The organism is Streptomyces sp. NPDC107654 (assembly GCF_055639035.1).
Genome location: NZ_JBVKBI010000001.1, coordinates 316,201 through 336,994, shown reverse-complemented (window position 1 = coordinate 336,994; position 20,794 = coordinate 316,201). Strand labels below are relative to the sequence as shown.

General features: G+C 71.3%; 12 protein-coding genes. 8 read left to right on the top strand and 4 right to left on the bottom strand.

The features are described 5' to 3' along the window. Positions 1–59 precede the first annotated feature (59 nt). Together ACZ7N4_RS01510 and ACZ7N4_RS01505 are read right to left on the bottom strand one after the other, a co-directional pair. The gene (locus tag ACZ7N4_RS01510; RefSeq protein ID WP_471352547.1) at positions 60–1,313 is read right to left on the bottom strand and encodes an MFS transporter; all 1,254 of its coding nucleotides are present in this window, start codon (positions 1,311–1,313) and stop codon (positions 60–62) included. 1 nt (position 1,314) lies between these two features. After that, complete coding sequence (locus tag ACZ7N4_RS01505) at positions 1,315–2,211, bottom strand: alkaline phosphatase family protein (protein WP_471352545.1); 897 nt, start codon at positions 2,209–2,211, stop codon at positions 1,315–1,317. A gap of 127 nt (positions 2,212–2,338) precedes the next feature. On the opposite strand from ACZ7N4_RS01505, the gene ACZ7N4_RS01500 reads away from it, so the two are divergent. Further along, on the top strand, positions 2,339–3,259 hold the full coding sequence (locus ACZ7N4_RS01500; RefSeq protein WP_471352543.1) for a DUF72 domain-containing protein: 921 nt from the start codon (positions 2,339–2,341) through the stop codon (positions 3,257–3,259). A 42-nt stretch (positions 3,260–3,301) separates the two neighbouring features. Further along, positions 3,302–6,295, top strand: a complete 2,994-nt coding sequence (locus ACZ7N4_RS01495) for a bifunctional [glutamine synthetase] adenylyltransferase/[glutamine synthetase]-adenylyl-L-tyrosine phosphorylase (RefSeq protein WP_471352541.1) — start codon at positions 3,302–3,304, stop codon at positions 6,293–6,295. Positions 6,296–6,300: 5 nt separating this feature from the next. On the opposite strand, the gene ACZ7N4_RS01490 is transcribed toward ACZ7N4_RS01495, so the two are convergent. Together ACZ7N4_RS01490 and ACZ7N4_RS01485 are read right to left on the bottom strand one after the other, a co-directional pair. Continuing rightward, a complete protein-coding gene (locus ACZ7N4_RS01490; protein WP_471352540.1) occupies positions 6,301–7,164 on the bottom strand; it encodes a phosphatase PAP2 family protein in 864 nt (287 codons plus the stop codon). A gap of 68 nt (positions 7,165–7,232) precedes the next feature. Further along, positions 7,233–8,267 carry a LacI family DNA-binding transcriptional regulator gene (locus ACZ7N4_RS01485; RefSeq protein ID WP_471352538.1) on the bottom strand — a complete coding sequence of 345 codons (1,035 nt, stop codon included), beginning with the start codon at positions 8,265–8,267 and terminating at the stop codon, positions 7,233–7,235. A 377-nt stretch (positions 8,268–8,644) separates the two neighbouring features. Between ACZ7N4_RS01485 and ACZ7N4_RS01480 the strand changes: the two genes are divergently transcribed. The 6 genes from ACZ7N4_RS01480 (at position 8,645) to pulA (ending at position 20,763) form a co-directional block, all read left to right on the top strand. Next, the gene (locus ACZ7N4_RS01480; protein WP_471352536.1) at positions 8,645–9,919 is read left to right on the top strand and encodes an extracellular solute-binding protein; all 1,275 of its coding nucleotides are present in this window, start codon (positions 8,645–8,647) and stop codon (positions 9,917–9,919) included. A 104-nt stretch (positions 9,920–10,023) separates the two neighbouring features. Then, on the top strand, positions 10,024–11,028 hold the full coding sequence (locus ACZ7N4_RS01475) for a carbohydrate ABC transporter permease (protein WP_471352534.1): 1,005 nt from the start codon (positions 10,024–10,026) through the stop codon (positions 11,026–11,028). Positions 11,029–11,047: 19 nt separating this feature from the next. Beyond that, entirely contained in the window at positions 11,048–11,953 is a 906-nt protein-coding gene (locus tag ACZ7N4_RS01470) for a sugar ABC transporter permease (protein WP_471352532.1), read from the top strand. A 119-nt stretch (positions 11,954–12,072) separates the two neighbouring features. After that, positions 12,073–13,743: a glycoside hydrolase family 13 protein gene (locus ACZ7N4_RS01465; protein ID WP_471352530.1), complete on the top strand. Its 1,671-nt coding sequence runs from the start codon at positions 12,073–12,075 to the stop codon at positions 13,741–13,743. Positions 13,744–13,897: 154 nt separating this feature from the next. After that, a complete protein-coding gene (locus tag ACZ7N4_RS01460; protein WP_471352529.1) occupies positions 13,898–15,274 on the top strand; it encodes an alpha-amylase in 1,377 nt (458 codons plus the stop codon). An 89-nt stretch (positions 15,275–15,363) separates the two neighbouring features. Further along, positions 15,364–20,763 carry a pullulanase-type alpha-1,6-glucosidase gene (gene pulA, locus ACZ7N4_RS01455; RefSeq protein ID WP_471352526.1) on the top strand — a complete coding sequence of 1,800 codons (5,400 nt, stop codon included), beginning with the start codon at positions 15,364–15,366 and terminating at the stop codon, positions 20,761–20,763. The last annotated feature ends 31 nt before the right edge of the window (positions 20,764–20,794 follow it).

The following is a 20,794-nucleotide window of genomic DNA, read 5'->3' as shown; positions in this document are numbered from 1 at the left end:
CGGTCCTCTGCGGGGGTGGGGTGTTCATGCGGTCACGGTCCTCTGCGGGGGTGAGGTGATCATGCGGTCGGGGTCCTCTTCGGGCGCAGGGTGAGGGAGAAGGCGGCGCACGCGGCCAGGGCCACCGCCGCGCCCGCCAGCGCCGCCCGGTCGCCCCACACCGTCCAGGCCGCGCCGAACAGCAGCGAGCAGGCGAACCGGGTCAGCGCCTGCCCGGTCTGTACGACGGCGAGCCCGGAGGAACGCAGACCCTCGGGCACGCCGTCCGAGGCGGCGGCCATCAGCACCCCGTCGGTGGCCGCGTAGAAACCGCCGTGCAGGGCGAGCACCAGGTACGGCAGACCCGTGCCGTGCCACGAGGCGAGCAGCAGCGCGTACGCGGCGAGCAGGGCGCCGTGGCCGGCGAGGAAGACCGCCCAGCGGCCCACCCGGTCCGCGAGCCGGCCGAGCGGCACGGCCAGCAGCAGGAACGCGGCGGCCGTCCCCAGCGGCAGCAGCGCGAACCAGCGGTCGGGCACCCCGAGACGGCGCTGGAGCAGCAGGTAGACGAAGGAGTCGCTGACCGTGGCGAGGCCCAGCAGCAGCGCGCACACGGTGATCCGGCGCAGGTCGCGGCGGCGCAGCAGGGCGAGGGCCGCAACGAGGGTCGGCCGTTCGGCCGGGGCCGTCTCCCCGCGTCCGCCCGGTACGAACAGGACCAGCACCAGGACGCCCAGCACGGCGACGCAGAAGCTGACGGTGAACACCGCGTCGTAGCCGTCCACGGTGGCCCGCAGGATCAGGAACGCCACCAGCGGCCCGAGCAGGGCCCCGGCCGTGTCCATCGCCCGGTGCACCCCGAAGGCCCGCCCGCGCGTCTCGGGCGTGCCGGCCATCGAGATGAGCGCGTCCCGCGGGGCCGTCCGCAGCCCCTTGCCGGTCCGGTCGGCGGCGAGGACGACCCCGATCGGCGTCAGCGTGTGCGCCACCAGCAGCAGCGGCTTGCACGCGGCCGAGATGCCGTAGCCGAGCCCGGCGACCCACTTGTGCCGTCCGCCGCCCCGGTCGGCGAAGTGCCCGCCCACCAGCCGGACGAGCGCCGAGAACCCGTTGTAGACGCCGTCCAGCAGACCGAAGCCCAGCGGCGACAGACCCAGCCCCGTCACCAGGTACAGGGGCAGCACCGCCGTCACCATCTCCGAGGAGACGTCGGTGACCAGGCTGACCGTGCCCAGCGCGAGCACGGTCGGCGCGACCGCGGCACGGCGCCGCCCGGCGGAGGGCCGGACGGCGTCGTGAGCGGACGTACGGGCACGGCTGTCCGCTACGTACACGTCAGGACGCCCAGATGCCGGTGATGTCCCGGGCGGAGGCCGCGTTGCCCGCGTGCGTGCTCAGCCCCTGGGTGTCCTCCAGGGTCCGCAGCAGGTCGTAGTGGTTGTAGGTGGTGGCGGAGCCGGAGCCGGCGGTGACGGGCTGCCCGTAGAGCACGGTGGGTATCCGGTTGCCGCTCAGCCGGTTGTCCTCGTCGAACGTCACCACCAGCAGGCTGTTGTGGGTCTTGGCCCAGGTGGCGTAGGCACCCAGCTTGTTCTTCAGCCAGGTGTCACCGGTGGACACCGAGCAGTCGTGCATGTCGCTGCACAGGTTCGGCACCACGAACGACAGCTGCGGCAGCGTCGAGTAGTCGGTCGGGAACTGGGCGAACGTCTTCGCCGTCGACGTCGGCACGTTGCCGAACCCGAACCACGGGTTGTGCTTGCGCGCGTAACTGCCGCTGCTGCACGTCGTGGAGCCCTGGCTCGGCAGCGTCTCGTTGTAGCTGGCCCAGCTGCGGCCGGCGGCGATCAGCTCGGAGGCGAGGTTGGGCGCGGACGAGAAGCCGGGCGTGTAACAGCTGTCGTCGGTGATGCCCTGGGTGGACCCGGAGAACATCGCGAAGTAGTTCGGCTGGCTCGGATGGGTCTCGGCGTAGGACTGGGTGAGATTCGCACCCCCCGTCTTCAACGAGTTGATGTACGGCGCGCTTGCGGAACCGATGACCTGGCCGTAGGCATGGTTCTCGAAGACCACGACGACCACGTGGTCCGGGCGGGGCACGGCGCCCGCGGCGTGCGCGGACTCCTGACCGAGCCCGGTCCACAGCCCGACCGCGGCTGCGGCGAGGGCGGCCGCGGACGCCACGACGGCTCGGGCACGGCGATACGCCGAACGGGCAGAACTGCCGGACACATCAACCTCCGGGTAGGGATGGACGGCTGGCGGTGCGGACAGAGCATGCACACGCCAACATTCCCGCAGCCCACACCGGCCAACCTCCCGGGTGAAGACCGGATGAACGGCGGGTACTAGCGCCCGCATGGCGGAGATCCTCATCGGCACCTGCGGCTGGACCGACCCCGAACTGCTCCGGAGCGGCTGGTACCCGCCCGGCCACCGCGACGCCGAGAAACGCCTGCGCCACTACGCGACCCGCTTCCCCGTGGTCGAGGCCGACTCCCCCTACTACGCCCTCCCCACCCCCCGCACCACCACCCTCTGGGCGGACCGCACACCCCCCGGCTTCCGCTTCGACGTCAAGGCGTTCTCCCTCCTCACCGGCCACCGCACCCGCCCGGCCGCACTCCCCGCCGACCTCCGCGCCCACCCCCGTGACGAGGCCCTGCGCGAGGAGGTCTGGACCCGCTACGCCGAAGCGCTCACGCCGCTCCTGCGCTCCGGCCGCCTGGGCACCCTCCTCTTCCAGTACCCGCCCTCCCTCGCCCCCGGCCCGGAGGCCGAGGCCTTCGTCCGCACCGCCCGCGAACGCGCCCGCGACTGGCCGTTCGCCGTCGAGTTCCGCGACCCCGCCTGGTGGCACCCCGCCCAGACCCCCCGCACCACCGCCTTCCTCAGCGACCTGGACGCCACCGCCGTGGCCGTCGACACCGCCCAGGGCCTGCCGACCTCCATGCCCGCGGACACCCCGCCCACCACCGCCCGCCTCTCCGTGATCCGCTTCCACGGGCGCAGCCCCCACTGGGGCACGGGAACGAAGGAGGACCGCTTCCGGCACGCGTACACCGAGCGGGAGCTGCTCGCCTGGCTGCCCCGCATCCAGGCCCAGGCGGAGGCCACCGACGAACTGCACATCCTCTTCAACAACTGCTGCGGGGACGCCGCCCCCACCGCGGCCCAGACCCTCCACGACCTCCTGCGGACGCGGCTCCCCCACCAGCGCACCACCACCAGCGCCCACCAGCCACCCGCGCACGAAGCCCCCCGGCCCCCCTCCGGTTAGGCTCTGGCCAGTACCAAGCAGATCCGAGGGGAGACCACGGACATGACGCCGGGCCGCAGGAGCAGCACCTTCACCCGTCTGCTGCGACACGGCTTCACCGATCCCTCCGCCGCCGAACGCCTCCTGGACGGCCCCGAGCTGGCGCCCGTGCGCGACGACCCGGTCCTCCTCGAAGCCCTGGGCGCCACCGCCGATCCCGACCTGGCCCTGCACGGCCTGGTCCGCCTGCTGGAGGCCCAGCCCGGCCCCACCGCCCACCGCGAACTGCTGGACACCCTCATCGCGGCCAAGCCCCTGCGCGACCGCCTGCTGGGCGTCCTCGGCGCCTCCGCGGCCCTCGCCGACCACCTCGCCCGCCACCCCGGCGACTGGCAGGCCCTGGTCACCTACGAACCCCACGACCTCCACCCCGGCGTCGCGGAGTTCGAACAGGGCCTGGCCGCCGCCACCGACCCGGTCTCCCTCCGCGTGGCCTACCGCCGCTGCCTGCTGTCCATCGCCGCCCGCGACGTCTGCGGCACCACGGACGTCGCCGAGGCCGCCGCGGAACTCGCCGACCTGGCCACCGCCACCCTCCGCACGGCCCTGTCCCTCGCCGAGAGCGCGGCCCCCGAGGACGCCGCCGCCTGCCGCCTCGCGGTGATCGCGATGGGCAAGTGCGGCGGCCACGAGCTGAACTACGTCTCCGACGTGGACGTGATCTTCGTGGCGGAACCCACCGAGGGCACCCCCGAGCACAACGCCCTCGGGTCCGCCACGAAACTCGCCTCCCACCTGATGCGGATCTGCTCCGAGACGACCGTCGAGGGCTCCATCTGGCCGGTGGACGCCAACCTCCGCCCCGAGGGCCGCAACGGCCCTCTCGTCCGCACCCTCAGCAGCCACCTCGCCTACTACCAGCGCTGGGCCAAGACCTGGGAGTTCCAGGCCCTCCTCAAGGCCCGCCCGGTGGCCGGCGACACGGCGCTCGGCGAGGCGTACGTCGACGCCCTGGAACCCCTCGTCTGGAAGGCCGCCGACCGCGACAACTTCGTCCCCGACGTCCAGAAGATGCGCCGCCGCGTCGTCGAGAACATCCCCGCCGCCGAGATCGACAGGGAACTGAAACTCGGCCCCGGCGGCCTCCGCGACGTCGAGTTCGCCGTCCAGCTCCTGCAGCTGGTGCACGGCCGCACCGACCCCGCCCTGCGCAGCGGCACCACCCTGGACGCCCTCCAGGCCCTCGCCGCCGGCGGCTACGTCGGCCGCGAGGACGCCGCCCGCCTGGACGAGGCGTACCGCTTCCTGCGCTCCATGGAGCACCGCATCCAGCTGTACCGGCTGCGCCGCACCCACCTCGTCCCGGAGGCCGAGCCGGACCAGCGCCGCCTCGGCCGCTCCCTGGGCCTGCGCACCGACCCGGTGGCCACGCTGAACCGCGAGTGGAAGCGGCACACCACGGTCGTACGCCGCCTGCACGAGAAGCTCTTCTACCGCCCGCTGCTCGACGCGGTCGCCCAGCTCGCCCCCGGCGAGGCCCGGCTGAGCCCCGTGGCCGCCCGGGAACGCCTCATCGCCCTCGGCTACGCCGACCCGGCCGCCGCCCTGCGCCACCTGGAGGCCCTCGCCTCCGGCGTGACCCGCAAGGCCGCGATCCAGCGCACCCTGCTCCCGGTCATGCTCGGCTGGTTCGCCGACTCCGCCGACCCCGACGCCGGCCTGCTGAACTTCCGCAAGGTCTCCGACGCGCTCGGCAAGACCCCCTGGTACCTGCGCCTGCTGCGCGACGAGGGCGCGGCGGCGGAGAACCTGGCCCGCGTCCTGTCGGCGGGCCGCCTCGCCCCCGACCTGCTGATGCGCGCCCCCGAGGCGGTCGCGCTGCTCGGCGACGGCGACGGCGGCGGCCTGGAACCCCGGCGGCACGCCGCCCTGGCCCAGGAGATCATGGCGGCCGTGGGCCGCGCTCAGGACGCCGCGCAGGGCGTCACCGCGGCCCGCGGCGTCCGCCGCCGCGAGCTGTTCCGCACCGCCGCCGCCGACATCGTCGCCTCCTACGGCACCGAGGCCAGTGCCGCCGAGGCCGACCAGGGCGCCCTGGTGGACCGGGTCGGCGCGGCCGTCTCCGACCTGACCGCGGTCACCCTCGCCGGCACCCTGCGCGCGGTGGTCCGCGACGGCTGGGGCGACACCCTGCCCACCCGGTTCGCGATCATCGGGATGGGCCGCTTCGGCGGGCACGAGCTGGGCTACGGCTCCGACGCCGACGTGCTGTTCGTGCACGAGCCGCAGGACGGCGTGGACGAGCACGAGGCGTCCGCCGCCGCCAACAAGGTCGTCGCCGAGATGCGCCGCCTGCTCCAGCTGCCCAGCTCCGACCCGCCCCTGCTGATCGACGCCGACCTGCGCCCGGAGGGCAAGTCCGGCCCGCTGGTGCGCACCCTGAAGTCGTACGAGGCGTACTACCGCCGCTGGTCGCTGGTCTGGGAGTCACAGGCGCTGCTGCGGGCCGAGCCGGTCGCCGGCGACGAGGACCTGGGCCGGCGCTTCATCGAACTGGTCGACCCGCTGCGCTACCCCCGGCAGGGCCTGCCGGAGGACGCCGTCCGCGAGATCCGCCGGCTGAAGGCCCGGATGGAGTCCGAGCGGCTGCCGCGCGGCGCCGACCCCCGGCTGCACACCAAGCTGGGCCCCGGCGGCCTGTCCGACGTCGAGTGGACGGTCCAGCTGCTCCAGCTCCGCCACGGCCACCAGGTCCCCGCCCTGCGCACCACCCGTACCCGCGAGGCCCTGTCCGCGGCCTGCGCGGCCGGGCTGCTGGGTGCCGAGGACGCGGAGATCCTGGACGAGGCGTGGGTGCTGGCCACCCGGGTGCGCAACGCGGTCATGCTGGTCCGCGGCCGGGCCGGGGACACCTTCCCCACCGAGCCGCGCGAACTGGCCGCCGTGGGCCGCTACCTGGGCTACGGCGCCGGACACGCCGGGGACATGCTGGACGCGTACCGCCGTACCACCCGCCGGGCGCGCACGGTGGTCGACGAACTGTTCTACGCGGACTGAACGCGCTACGCCGATCCGACGGCCCCGGCCGGCTCCCGCCGGGGTCCCGGCGCCGGCCGTGGCAGGGCGTACGGCAGGCTGCCGTACCACGCCCGGGCCACCAGGAACCCGAAGGCCAGGCAGAGCAGTCCGCCGGCCGCGTCCAGCCAGAAGTGGTTGGCGGTGGCGACGATCACCAGCAGGGTGGCCGCCGGGTACAGCAGCCCCAGCACCCGCACCCACGGCACCGACGCCAGCGCGAAGACCGTCAGCCCGCACCACAGCGACCAGCCGATGTGCATCGACGGCATCGCCGCGTACTGGTTGGACATGTGCTTGAGGTCGCCGGAGGCCATCGACCCCCAGGTGTGGTGCACCATCACGGTGTCCACGAAGTGCCCGCCGCGCATCAGCCGGGGCGGCGCGAGCGGGAACAGGTAGTAGCCGACGAGGGCCACGCCCGTCGTCGCGAACAGCACCAGACGGGTCGCCGCGTACCGACCGGGATGCCACCGGTACAGCCACACCAGCACCCCGAGCGTGACCACGAAGTGCAAGGTGGCGTAGTAGTAGTTCATCCCGACGATGAGCCAAGACACCGAGTTGACGGCGTGGTTGACCGACTGCTCGACGGCGATGCCGAGCCGGTCCTCCGCACGCCAGATCCAGTCCGCGTTGCGCAGCGCCTCGTGCCGCTGCTCGGGCACGGCGTTGCGGATCAGTGAGTACGTCCAGTAACTCACCGCGATCAGAAGGATCTCGAACCACAGGCGGGGCCGTCGGGGCCGGCGCAGCCGGCCCAGCGGACCCCGTCGGTCCTCACCCGTGACGGCTCGCGGAACGGCCACCTCCCGGCGCCCCTCCGGCTGTGTCACGGTCGAGTCAGTCATAGCCACAGAGTCTGCCAGACGAGGCCTCCTCGGCCGATCATCCCTTGGAAGGGTCCGCGGCGCACCTTCTACGACGAACGGAGGACATGCGGGGCGGAGGCGGTCGAACCGCGCACCACCAGCTCCGGCATGAACACGAACTCGCTGTGCGGCGCCGGCGTCCCGCCTATCTCCTCCAGCAGGGTGCGCACCGCCGCCTGCCCCATCGCCGGGACCGGCTTGCGGACCGTGGTCAGCGGCGGGTCGGTGAAGGCGATCAGCGGGGAGTCGTCGAAGCCGACCACGGACACGTCCCGGGGGACCTCCAGGCCGCGCTGCCGGGCCGCCCGTATCGCGCCGAGCGCCATCATGTCGCTGGCGCAGACCACCGCCGTGCAGTTCCGCTCGATCAGCGCCGTCGCGGCCGCCTGGCCGCCCTCCAGCGTGTACAGCGAGTGCTGCACGAGCTCCGCCTCGACGGTCTCCGCGCCGAGCCCGAGCTGGTCCTGCATCGCCCGGACAAAACCCTCGATCTTGCGCTGCACCGGCACGAACCGCTTCGGCCCGAGCGCGAGCCCGACCCGGGTGTGCCCCAGCGACACCAGGTGCGTCACCGCGAGCGCCATGGCCGCCCGGTCGTCGGGGGAGATGAACGGCGCCTGCACCTTCGGCGAGAACCCGTCCACCAGCACGAACGGCACGCCCTGTGCGCGCAGCCGCTCGTAGCGCTGCATGTCGGCGGTGGTGTCCGCGTGCAGCCCGGAGACGTAGATGATCCCGGCGACCCCGCGGTCCACCAGCATCTCGGTCAGCTCGTCCTCGGTCGACCCGCCCGGGGTCTGGGTGGCGAGCACCGGCGTGTAGCCCTGGCGGGTCAGCGCCTGTCCGATGACCTGGGCCAGGGCCGGGAATATCGGGTTCTCCAGCTCCGGCGTGATCAGGCCCACCAGGCCCTCGCTGCGCTGCCGCAGCCGTACCGGGCGTTCGTAGCCCAGCACGTCCAGCGCGGCGAGCACGGACTGGCGGGTGGTGGCGGCGACGCCCGGCTTCCCGTTGAGGACCCGGCTGACGGTCGCTTCGCTCACCCCCGCCTGCGCAGCGATGTCGGCAAGCCGTGTGGTCACGGGACTGGACTGTACCGGTCGTGTCTGCCCTTGCACACCGGCCGGACGCCGGGCGCGGGCGGGTGTGCGGCCTGCCGTGGGTTGCTGCGTCATCGCGCTCCCTCGGGAATCATCGTGGCAAGAGCTTGCAAGTCTTGCACAAGTGTCGTCATCGCCGCTCAGCACCGCTACTACCCGGTTGCGGCACGGTCGACGCCCGGTCACGGGCCGGTAACCATCGTGTCCTCTTGCATTTTTTTTCTGCAAGGTCTTTCGCGACGCTTACAACGCTGTTACGTTCCCAGTCGCCCGGCCGCGGCAACGGCGCAGTCGGCAAGTCGCAGAGGCGGACGGGACCGCCCTCTGTACCACTCGGGCTTAACCCTCAAGGAGAACTCATGCGGCGTGGCATAGCGGCCTCCGCGCTGGTGGCGTCCCTCGCCCTGACGGCGACGGCGTGCGGCGGGAGCGACAGCGACAGCGGGAAGTCGGACGGCCCGGTCACCATCACCTGGTGGGACACCTCCAACGCCACGAACGAGGCGCCGACGTACAAGGCCCTGGTCCAGCAGTTCGAGGCCGCGAACAAGGACATCAAGGTCAAGTACGTCAACGTGCCCTTCGACCAGGCGCAGAACAAGTTCGACACCGCGGCCGGTGCCACGGGCGCCCCGGACATCCTGCGCTCCGAGGTCGGCTGGACCCCCGCCTTCGCCAAGAAGAGCTACTTCCTGCCGCTGGACGGCACGGAGGCCCTCGCCGACCAGGGCAAGTTCGAGCCGAACCTGATCAAGCAGGCCCAGTACGAGGGCAAGACCTACGGCGTGCCGTTCGTCACCGACACCCTCGCGCTGGTCTACAACAAGGCCCTGTTCAAGAAGGCCGGCATCACCGAGGCCCCCAAGACCTGGGACGAGCTGAAGGCCGACGCCGCCAAGATCAAGGACAAGGCCGGGATCGACGGCTACTGGGGCTCCACCCAGGCCTACTACGCCCAGACCTTCCTCTACGGCGAGGGCACCGACACCGTCGACGTCGCCGCCAAGAAGATCACGGTGGACTCGCCCGCCGCGAAGAAGGCCTACGGCACCTGGCTGAGCCTGTTCGACGGCAAGGGCCTGCACAAGGCCGACGCCACCGCCGACGCCTACGCCCACATCCAGGACGCGTTCGTCAACGGCAAGGTCGCCGCGATCATCCAGGGCCCCTGGGAGATCACGAACTTCTACAAGGGCAGCGCCTTCAAGGACAAGTCGAACCTCGGCATCGCCACCGTGCCGGCCGGCTCCGCCGGCAAGGCGGGCGCCCCGACCGGCGGCCACAACCTCTCGGTCTACGCCGGCTCCGACAAGGCCCACCAGCAGGCGGCCCTGAAGTTCGTGAAGTTCATGACCTCGGCGCAGGCCCAGGAGACCATCGCGCTGAAGAACTCCACGCTGCCCACGCGCTCCGACGCCTACACCGCCAAGGTCAAGGCCGACCCGGGCATCGCCGGCTACCAGGGCGTCCTGGCCGCCGCGCAGCCCCGCCCGGCGCTGCCCGAGTACAGCTCCCTGTGGGGTCCGCTCGACACCGAGCTGCCCAAGGTCGCCAGCGGCAAGGAGTCGCTGGACAAGGGTCTGGGCAACGCCGAGCTGGCCATCTCCAAGCTGGTGGACGGCTTCAGCAAGTGAGTCCGCGTGGCCGTCGGATCCTCCCGCCGCACGGCGGGCGGGGGATCCGGCGGCCACCGCCCTGTGCCCGGCCCAACCCCTTGAACGTTTGAAGGTGTCGAACCATGACAGTCGCCATCGACCGCGCGACCGGCAAGCGCCGCGGTGACCGCGCGCCTCGTCCCGGGCTGGGGCAGCGCGTGCGGAACGGCTTGCAGAAGTACTGGTACGCCTACGCGATGATCGCCCCGGTGGTCGTCGTGCTCGGCGTCCTCGTGGGCTACCCGCTGGCGCGGGGCATCTACCTCACCCTCACCGACGCCAACAGCCTCAACTCCGCGCGCACGATCGGCGTCAACCGCATCGACGCCACCTACAAGTTCATCGGCCTCGACAACTACCAGGACATCCTGTTCGGCCCGACGGCCTACGACCGCTTCTGGTCGCACTTCCTGTGGACCGTCTTCTGGACGGTCGCCTGCGTGGCCCTGCACTACAGCATCGGCCTCGGCCTCGCGCTCATGCTCAACCAGAAGCTGCGCGGCCGTACCGCCTACCGGCTGCTGCTCGTCCTGCCCTGGGCCGTGCCGACCTTCGTCACCGTCTTCTCCTGGCGGATCATGCTCGCCGACTCCGGCGTGCTCAACCAGATCCTCGGCGCCCTGCACCTGCCCCGGCCGGAGTGGCTGGAGGACACCTTCTGGCAGCGCTTCGCCGCGATCATGGTCAACACCTGGTGCGGTGTGCCGTTCATGATGCTGTCCCTGCTCGGCGGCCTGCAGTCGATCGACTCCACGCTCTACGAGGCCGCGGAGATGGACGGCGCGAGCGCCTGGCAGCGCTTCCGGCACGTCACCCTGCCCGGACTGCGCTCGGTCAGCTCCACCGTCGTCCTGCTCGGCGTCATCTGGACCTTCAACCAGTTCGTCATCATCTTCCTGCTGTTCGGCAAGAACTCCGCCCCGGACGCCCAGATCCTCGTCACCTGGGCCTACGCGCTGGGCTTCGGCCAGCAGCCGCGCGACTTCGCCCAGTCCGCCGCGTACGGCGTGCTGCTGCTGTCGATCCTCACCGTCTTCACCTCCTTCTACTTCCGCTGGCTGAAGCGCAATGACCAGCTCGCCGTCTGACGCCGCAGGAGCCGCCGCCATGAGCACCACCACCCTGGACACGACCGAGACCGCCCCGGCTCCCGCACCCGCGCCCCGGCGCCCCGCCCGCCGGCGCGGCGAACGCGGCCCGCTCGGCGCCGCCCTGCTGCACGGCGGCCTCGTCGTGGCGAGCCTGATCGCCCTGGCCCCGGTGGCCTGGCTGTGCTACCTGTCGCTCGGCCCGGACAAGGAGGACTACCTCCACCCGCGCGGGATCGCGGGCAAGGCCACCCTCTCCAACTACGGCTTCGTGCTGGAGCACACCGGGTTCCTCGACTGGTTCAAGTCGACCATGATCGTGGCCCTCGGCACCACGCTGATCGGTGTCCTGGTCGCCGCCACCACCGGCTACGCGGTCTCCCGGATGCGCTTCCCCGGCTACAAGCAGCTGATGTGGGTCCTGCTGCTCACCCAGGCCTTCCCGATCGCCATCCTGATCGTGCCGATGTACGAGATCTTCAGCGAACTCGGCCTCATCGACACCTACTGGGCGCTGATCCTCGTCAACTGCACCACCGCCGTGCCGTACAGCGCGTGGCTGCTCAAGGGGTACTTCGACACCATCCCCTTCGAGATCGACGAGGCCGGACGCGTGGACGGGCTCAGCCCCTTCGGCACCTTCTTCCGGCTGATCCTGCCGCTGGCCCGCCCGGGCCTGGCCGTGGCCGCGTTCTACAACTTCATCACCGCCGTGGGCGAGGTCGCCTTCGCGACCACCTTCCTGCTGGACGACTCCAAGTACACCTTCGCCGTCGGCCTGCAGACCTTCGTCAGCGAGCACGACGCCCAGTGGAACTACATGGCCGCCACCGCGGTGCTGATCGCGATACCCGTGACCGTGTTCTTCTACCTCGTGCAGAAGAACCTCGTCACCGGCCTCACCGCCGGCGGCACCAAGGGCTGACGCCCGCCACCGTCCAGGCGGGCCGCGGTGCCCATCCGACCCCGCTGTCACCGCGGCCCGCCTCGCCCGCCGCATCCACCCGACCGCCCACCATGCCCCAGTTACGTATCAAGGACGCCATGAGCCAGCAGCACTCCGCCGCACCGGCCCGCCACTCCGCCGCCGTCACCGTCGCCGACCGCCGCGACTGGTGGCGGGACGCGGTCATCTACCAGGTCTACCCGCGCAGCTTCGCCGACAGCAACGGCGACGGCATGGGTGACCTGGAGGGCGTACGCTCCCGTCTGCCCTACTTGCGTGACCTCGGCGTCGACGCCGTGTGGCTGAGCCCCTTCTACGCCTCCCCGCAGGCCGACGCCGGCTACGACGTCGCCGACTACCGTGCCGTCGACCCGATGTTCGGCTCCCTGCTGGACGCCGACGCGCTGATCCGCGACGCCCACGCGCACGGCCTGCGCATCATCGTGGACCTCGTCCCCAACCACTCCTCCGACCAGCACGAGTGGTTCAAGCGCGCCCTCGCCGAGGGCCCCGGCTCCCCGCTGCGCGAGCGCTACCACTTCCGCCCCGGCAAGGGAGAGAACGGCGAACTGCCGCCCAACGACTGGGAGTCCATCTTCGGCGGCCCGGCCTGGACGCGCGTCGCGGACGGGGAGTGGTACCTGCACCTCTTCGCCCCCGAGCAGCCCGACTTCAACTGGGAGCACCCGGCCGTCGGCGACGAGTTCCGCTCCATCCTGCGCTTCTGGCTGGACATGGGCGTGGACGGCTTCCGCATCGACGTCGCCCACGGCCTGGTCAAGGCGGAGGGCCTGCCGGACCTCGGCTCCCACGACCAGCTCAAGCTGCTGGGCAACGATGTCATGCCGTTCTTCGACCAGGACGGCGTGCACGCGATCTACCGTCAGTGGCGGACCATCCTCGACGAATACGCGGGGGAGCGCATCTTCGTCGCCGAGGCCTGGACCCCGACGGTCGAGCGCACCGCGAACTACGTCCGGCCCGACGAGCTCCACCAGGCCTTCAACTTCCAGTACCTGGGCACGGAGTGGGACGCGAGGGACCTCCGTACGGTCATCGACCGCACCCTGGAGGCCATGCGCCCGGTCGGCGCCCCCGCCACCTGGGTGCTGTCCAACCACGACGTCACCCGGCACGCCACCCGCTTCGCCAACCCGCCGGGCCTCGGCACCCAGATCCGCACGGCGGGCGACCGGGCACTGGGCCTGCGCCGGGCGCGCGCCGCCACCCTCCTCATGCTGGCCCTGCCCGGCTCGGCCTACATCTACCAGGGCGAGGAACTGGGCCTGCCCGACGTCGTGGACCTGCCCGACGAGGTGCGCCAGGACCCGGCGTACTTCCGGGGCGCGGGCCAGGACGGCTTCCGGGACGGGTGCCGGGTGCCGATCCCGTGGACCCGGGAGGGCTCCTCGTACGGCTTCGGCAGCGGGGGCAGCTGGCTGCCCCAGCCGCCGGTCTGGGGCGAGCTGAGCGTGGAGGCGCAGACCGCGGTGCCCGGCTCGACGCTGGAGCTGTACCGGAGCGCGCTGCGCGTGCGCCGTGCCCAGCGCGATCTGGGCGCCGGCGACGCGGTGGAGTGGCTGCGGGCTCCGGAGGGCGTCCTGGCCTTCCGGCGGGGCGAGTTCACGTGCGTGGCGAACACGACCGGCGAGTCCGTGACGACCCCGGCCTACGGCCGCGTCCTGCTGACCAGCGGCGAGGTGACCGAGGCGGACGGCGAGACCAAGGTGCCCGGCGACACCACGGTGTGGTGGACGACGGCCGGCTGACGCCGCGTCCGAAAGTTCTTGCATCAAGTTCACAACGGCCCGCTGCCTTTCGGCCAGCGGGCCTTTAACATCTGCGTCACCGCAAGTTTGCTGAAAGATTTCAGCAAGCGGCTTCAGCGGTCCCTGCCACCTTCAACGTCGAAGGGCCCCACCCATGGCACGCAGAGCACTCCCCGCGGCGGCAGCCCTCACAGCGGCCGCTCTGATTGGCATGACCCCGACTACCGCCGAGGCCTCCCCGCCCGGCACCAAGGACGTCACCGCCGTCCTCTTCGAGTGGAACTACGCCTCGGTGGCCAAGGAGTGCACCAACACCCTCGGCCCCGCCGGCTACGGCTACGTCCAGGTCTCCCCGCCCGCCGAGCACATACAGGGCTCGCAGTGGTGGACGTCGTACCAGCCCGTGTCGTACAAGATCGCGGGACGCCTCGGCGACCGCACGGCGTTCCGGAACATGGTGGACACCTGCCACGCGGCGGGGGTCAAGGTCGTGGTCGACACGGTCGTCAACCACATGTCGGCGGGCTCCGGCACCGGCACCGGCGGCTCGTCGTACACCAAGTACGACTACCCGGGCCTGTACTCCTCCCACGACTTCGACGACTGCACCTCCCAGGTGTCGGACTACTCCGACCGCTGGAACGTGCAGCACTGCGAACTCGTCGGCCTCGCCGACCTGGACACCGGCGAGGAGTACGTCCGCAAGACGATCGCCGGCTACATGAACGACCTGCTCGGCCTCGGTGTCGACGGCTTCCGCATCGACGCGGCCAAGCACATACCCGCCGGGGACCTGGCCAACATCAAGAGCCGCCTGACCAACCCGTCCGTCTACTGGAAGCAGGAGGTCATCTACGGGTCGGGCGAGGCCGTCCAGCCCTCCGAGTACACCGGCAACGGAGACGTCCAGGAGTTCCGCTACGCCTACGACCTCAAGCGCGTCTTCACCAGCGAGAAGCTCGCCTACCTCGGCAACTACGGCGAGGGCTGGGGCTACCTGGGCAGCTCGTCCGCCGGTGTCTTCGTGGACAACCACGACACCGAGCGCAACGGCAGCACCCTGAACTACAAGAGCGGCGCCGCCTACACGCTGGCCAACGTCTTCATGCTGGCCTGGCCCTACGGCGCCCCCGACGTCAACTCCGGCTACGAGTGGTCGGACGCCGACGCCGGTCCGCCGAACGGCGGCCAGGTGAACGCCTGCTGGCAGGACGGCTGGAAGTGCCAGCACGCCTGGCCCGAGATCAAGTCGATGGTCGCCTTCCGCAACGCGACCCGCGGCCAGGCGGTCGGTAACTGGTGGGACAACGGCAACAACGCGATCGCGTTCGGCCGGGGCGGCAAGGGCTACGTGGCGATCAACCACGAGTCCTCGTCGCTGACCCGCACCTACCAGACGTCCCTGCCCGCCGGGACGTACTGCAACGTCCAGAACAACACCACGGTCAGCGTGAACTCCAGCGGACAGTTCACCGCGACCCTCGGCTCGAACACGGCACTCGCGCTCTACGCCGGCAAGTCGAGCTGCTGACCCACCGTCTGACGGTGCGTGAAACCTCTTGCCGGAGGTTTCACGCATCTTGCTGCAACTGTCAGCCGCAATCCTAGGAGTCACGACCCGTGATACCGAGATGGCCGGCGCCGCGCACGCGCCGTACGCCGTATCGCAGAAGGGCCGCCGCCGTCACCGGCATGGCCCTCGCCGCAGCCCTGGTCCAGGTGCCGGCCGCCCGCGCCGCCACCCCGCCCGCGCCCCCCTCGGACGCGAAGCTCGCCGCCGTACCCGCCCGGCACGACGACACCCGCGAGCAGTTCTACTTCGTCATGCCGGACCGGTTCGCCAACGGCGACGCGTCCAACGACCGGGGCGGCCTCACCGGCTCCCGCCTCGCCACCGGCTACGACCCCACCGACAAGGGCTTCTACCAGGGCGGCGACCTCAAGGGCCTGACCGGGAAGCTGGACTACATCAAGGGGCTCGGCACCACCGCCATCTGGCTGGCGCCGATCTTCAGGAACCGCCCGGTGCAGGGCACCGGCAGCAACGCCTCGGCCGGCTACCACGGTTACTGGATCACCGACTTCACGCAGGTCGACCCGCACTTCGGCACCAACGGCGACCTCAAGAACCTCATCTCCAAGGCCCACGCCAAGGGGATGAAGGTCTTCTTCGACGTCATCACCAACCACACCGCCGACGTCGTCGACTACGAGCAGAAGTCGTACGACTACCTGTCCAAGGGCGCCTTCCCCTACCTCACGGAGGACGGCAGGCCCTTCGACGACGCCGACTACGCCAAGGGCGGCCGCGCCTTCCCGGCCGTGTCCGGCGCCTCCTTCCCCTACACCCCGAAGACCGCGAGCAGGAGCAAGGTCCCGGCCTGGCTCAACGACCCGACGATGTACCACAACAGGGGCGACTCCACCTACGCGGGCGAGTCCGCCACCTACGGCGACTTCTCCGGCCTGGACGACCTGTGGACCGAGCGTCCCGAGGTCGTCCACGGGATGGAGAAGATCTACGAGCGGTGGGTGAAGGACTTCGCCGTCGACGGTTTCCGCATCGACACCGTCAAGCACGTGAACATGGAGTTCTGGACCCAGTGGGCGACCGCGCTGGAACGGTACGCGGCCGAGCGCGGGCGGAGGAACTTCTTCATGTTCGGCGAGGTCTACTCCGCCGACACCGCCGTCACCTCCCCGTACGTCACCCAGGGGCGCCTCGACGCCACCCTCGACTTCCCCTTCCAGGACGCGGCCCGCGCCTACGCCTCCCAGGGCGGCAGCGCGCACAGGCTCGCGAGCGTCTTCGGTGACGACTACCGGTACACCACCGACAAGGCCAACGCCTACGAGCAGGTCACCTTCCTCGGCAACCACGACATGGGCCGCATCGGGTACTTCCTGAAGCAGGACGACCCGAAGGCGACCGACGCCGAGATCCTGAGGAAGGACCGGCTCGCCAACGAGCTGATGTTCCTCAGCCGGGGCAACCCGGTCGTCTACTACGGCGACGAGCAGGGCTTCACCGGCTCCGGCGGCGACAAGGACGCCCGCCAGACCATGTTCGCCTCCCAGGTCGCCGACTACCTGGACGACGACGAGATCGGCACCGACCGCACCCACGCCAGAGCCGCCTACGACACCCGGGCCCCGCTGTACCGGCAGATCGCCGCGCTCGCGAAGCTCCGCAAGGCCGAGCCGGCCCTGACCGACGGTGTGCAGACCGAGCGGTACGCGGCCGACGGACCCGGTGTCTACGCCTTCACGCGCACGGACGCCCGGACGGGCCAGGAGTACGTCGTCGCCTTCAACAACGCCGGTTCCGAGAAGACGGCGACGTTCGCGACCGGATCCGCGGACAGGTCGTACAAGGGCGTCTACGGAGCCACCGGCCGGCTGACGTCCGACGGCGACCGGAAGCTCACCGTCACCGTCCCGGCCGGCTCCGCCGTCGTCTACAAGGCCGCCGGCCCCCTCGCCGGACCGGTCACCAAGCCGACGATCACCCTGACCGCACCGGCCGCCGGTGCCACCGGGACGGCCGTCGTGAAGGCCGGCGTCGACGGCGGACAGCTCAACCGGGTCGTCTTCGCCGCCCAGGTCGGCAACGGGCCGTGGAAGACGCTCGGCTCCGCCGACCACGCCCCCTACCAGGTCACCCAGACCCTCGGCAGGGACGTCCCCGCCGGCACCGCCCTGCGCTACAAGGCCGTCGTCGTCGACACGGCCGGGCACACCGCGAGCGCCCTGGCGGACAGCACCACCGGCACCCCGCCCGCCCCCGAGGTCCCCACCGCCTCCTCCCGGGACTACGCGATCGTCCACTACAAGCGCACCGACGGCGACTACGCCGACTGGGGCCTGTACGCCTGGGGCGACCTCGCCGACGGAGAGGCCACGAACTGGCCGGCCAGCCACCCCTTCACCGGCAGGGACGCCTACGGCGCCTTCGCCTACGTCAAGCTCAGGCCCGGCGCCTCGAACGTCGGCTTCCTGGTCATCGACAAGGACGGCACCAAGGACGTCTCCGCCGACCGGAGCATCGACGTCACCAGGACGGGCGAGGTGTGGATCGAGCAGGGGAAGGCGGACGTCCTCACCGAGCGGCCCGACCACCCGGCGCAGGACAGGACCAGGGCCGTCCTGCACTACCACCGCGCCGACGGCGACTACGACGGCTGGGGCCTGCACGTCTGGACGGGGGCCGCGCACCCCACCGACTGGTCGAACCCGCTCAAGCCGGTGAAGACTGATGCCTATGGCGCGGTCTTCGAGGTGCCGCTCACCGAGGGTGCCACCAGCCTCAGCTACATCATCCACAAGGGCGACGAGAAGGAGTTCCCGGCCGACCGGTCCCTCGACCTCAAGGCCGCCGGCAACGAGGTCTGGCTGTTGAACGGCCAGGAGCAGTACCTGCTGCCCCAGCCGGCCGGCAGCGCCGCCGCGCTGGACCCGACCACCTCCAAGGCGGTCTGGATCGACCGGGACACCCTCGCCTGGAACGGCGTCGACGGCGCCGCCTCCACCCAGCTGCTGTACTCCCGTGACGGCTCGATCACCGTCAAGGACGGGACGCTGACCAGCGACGACGAGCGCTGGCTCCGGCTGGGGAAGACCACGCTGACCGACGCGCAGAAGGCGAGGTTCCCGCACCTGAAGGACTACACCGCCTGGTCCGTGGACCCGCGCGACCGGGACCGGGTCCGCGAGGCCCTCCAGGGCCAGCTCGTGGCCTCGCAGCGGGCGGCGAACGGCGCCGTGCTGGCCGCGACCGGCGTGCAGACCGCCGGCGTGCTGGACGACCTCTACCCCGGCGCCACCAAGGCGAAGCTCGGCCCGGTCTTCCACGACGGCAGGCCCACCCTCTCCGTCTGGGCGCCGACGGCCCAGTCCGTGCACCTCGACCTCGACGGCAAGACCGTGCGGATGCACCGGGACGCCGGCACCGGCGTCTGGTCCGTCACCGGCCCCGCGTCCTGGAAGGGCAAGCCCTACCGGTACGTCGTGAAGGTGTGGGCGCCCAGCGTCCGCAAGCTCGTCACCAACAAGGTCACCGACCCCTACTCGGTCGCGCTCACCGCGAACTCCGGGCGCAGCCTGGTCGTGGACCTGGACGACCCGTCCCTCGCGCCGGCCGGCTGGACGTCCCTGCGCAAGCCCAGGGCCGTACCGCTGAGGGACGCGCAGATCCAGGAGCTGCACATCCGGGACTTCTCCGTCGAGGACCGCACCGCCAAGCACCCGGGCACCTACCTGGCCTTCACCGACAAGGACAGCGACGGCTCGAAGCACCTGCGGGCGCTGGCCGGGGCCGGGACGTCGTACGTGCACCTGCTGCCCGCCTTCGACATCGCCACCATCCCCGAGAAGAAGGCCGACCAGGCGACCCCGGACTGCGACCTGGCCTCCTACCCGGCCGACTCCGACAAGCAGCAGGAGTGCGTGGCGAAGACCGCCGCGAAGGACGCCTACAACTGGGGCTACGACCCGTACCACTACACGGTCCCGGAGGGCTCCTACGCCACCGACCCGGACGGCACGGCCCGTACCGTCCAGTTCCGCGAGATGGTGCAGGCGCTCAACCAGGACGGCCTGCGGGTCGTCATGGACGTCGTCTACAACCACACGGCGGCGAGCGGTCAGGCGGACACCTCCGTGCTGGACCGGATCGTGCCCGGCTACTACCAGCGGCTCCTCGCCGACGGCTCGGTGGCGAACAGCACCTGCTGCGCCAACACCGCGCCCGAGAACGCCATGATGGGCAAGCTGGTCGTGGACTCGATCGTCACCTGGGCGAAGGAGTACAAGGTCGACGGGTTCCGCTTCGACCTCATGGGCCACCACCCCAAGGCCAACATCCTGGCCGTGCGCAAGGCCCTGGACGCGCTGACCCTGCGCAAGGACGGCGTCGACGGCAAGAAGATCATCCTGTACGGCGAGGGCTGGAACTTCGGCGAGGTCGCGGACGACGCCCGGTTCGTGCAGGCCACGCAGAAGAACATGGCCGGCACCGGCATCGCCACCTTCTCCGACCGCGCCCGGGACGCGGTGCGCGGCGGCGGCCCCTTCGACGAGGACCCCGGTGTCCAGGGCTTCGCCTCCGGGCTGTACACCGACCCCAACGGGTCCACGGCCAACGGCACGAAGGACGAGCAGAAGGCGCGCCTGCTGCACTACCAGGACCTGATCAAGGTCGGTCTCACCGGCAACCTGGCCGGGTACCGGTTCACGGACAGCGGCGGCAAGGAGGTCACCGGCGCCCGGGTCGACTACAACGGCGCACCCGCCGGCTACGCCCGGGCACCCGGCGACGCCCTCGCCTACGTGGACGCGCACGACAACGAGTCGCTGTTCGACGCGCTGGCCTACAAGCTGCCGAAGGACACCTCCGCCTCCGACCGGGCCCGGATGCAGGTCCTCGCGATGGCCACGGCCGCCCTCTCCCAGGGCCCGGCGCTGTCCCAGGCCGGTACCGACCTGCTGCGCTCCAAGTCGCTGGACCGCAACTCCTTCGACAGCGGGGACTGGTTCAACGCCATCCACTGGAACTGCGCCGACGGCAACGGCTTCGGGCGCGGGCTGCCCCCGGCGGCCGACAACCGGTCCAAGTGGGACCGGGCCGGGCCGCTGCTGAGCACGGTGAAGGTGGGCTGCCCGCAGATCACCGGTGCCTCGGCCGCCTACCGGGACCTGCTGAGGATCCGCACCACCGAGAAGGCGTTCTCGCTGGGCACGGCCGCACGGGTGCAGGAGCGGCTCTCCTTCCCGCTGTCCGGCACGGGCGAGACGCCCGGCGTGATCACCATGACCCTGGGTGACCTGGTCGTCGTCCTCAACGCCACCCCCGACCGGCAGGACCAGCGGATCCCCGCGCTCGCCGGGGAGCACTACCGGCTGCACCCGGTGCAGGCGGCCGGTGCCGACGAGACGGTGAAGACCTCCGCCTACGCGGCCGGTTCGGGCACGTTCACCGTCCCGGCGCGGACCGTGGCCGTGTTCACCCGGGCGGGGAACTAGGGTGAGGCCGTTGCCGTAGAACGGGAGTGCG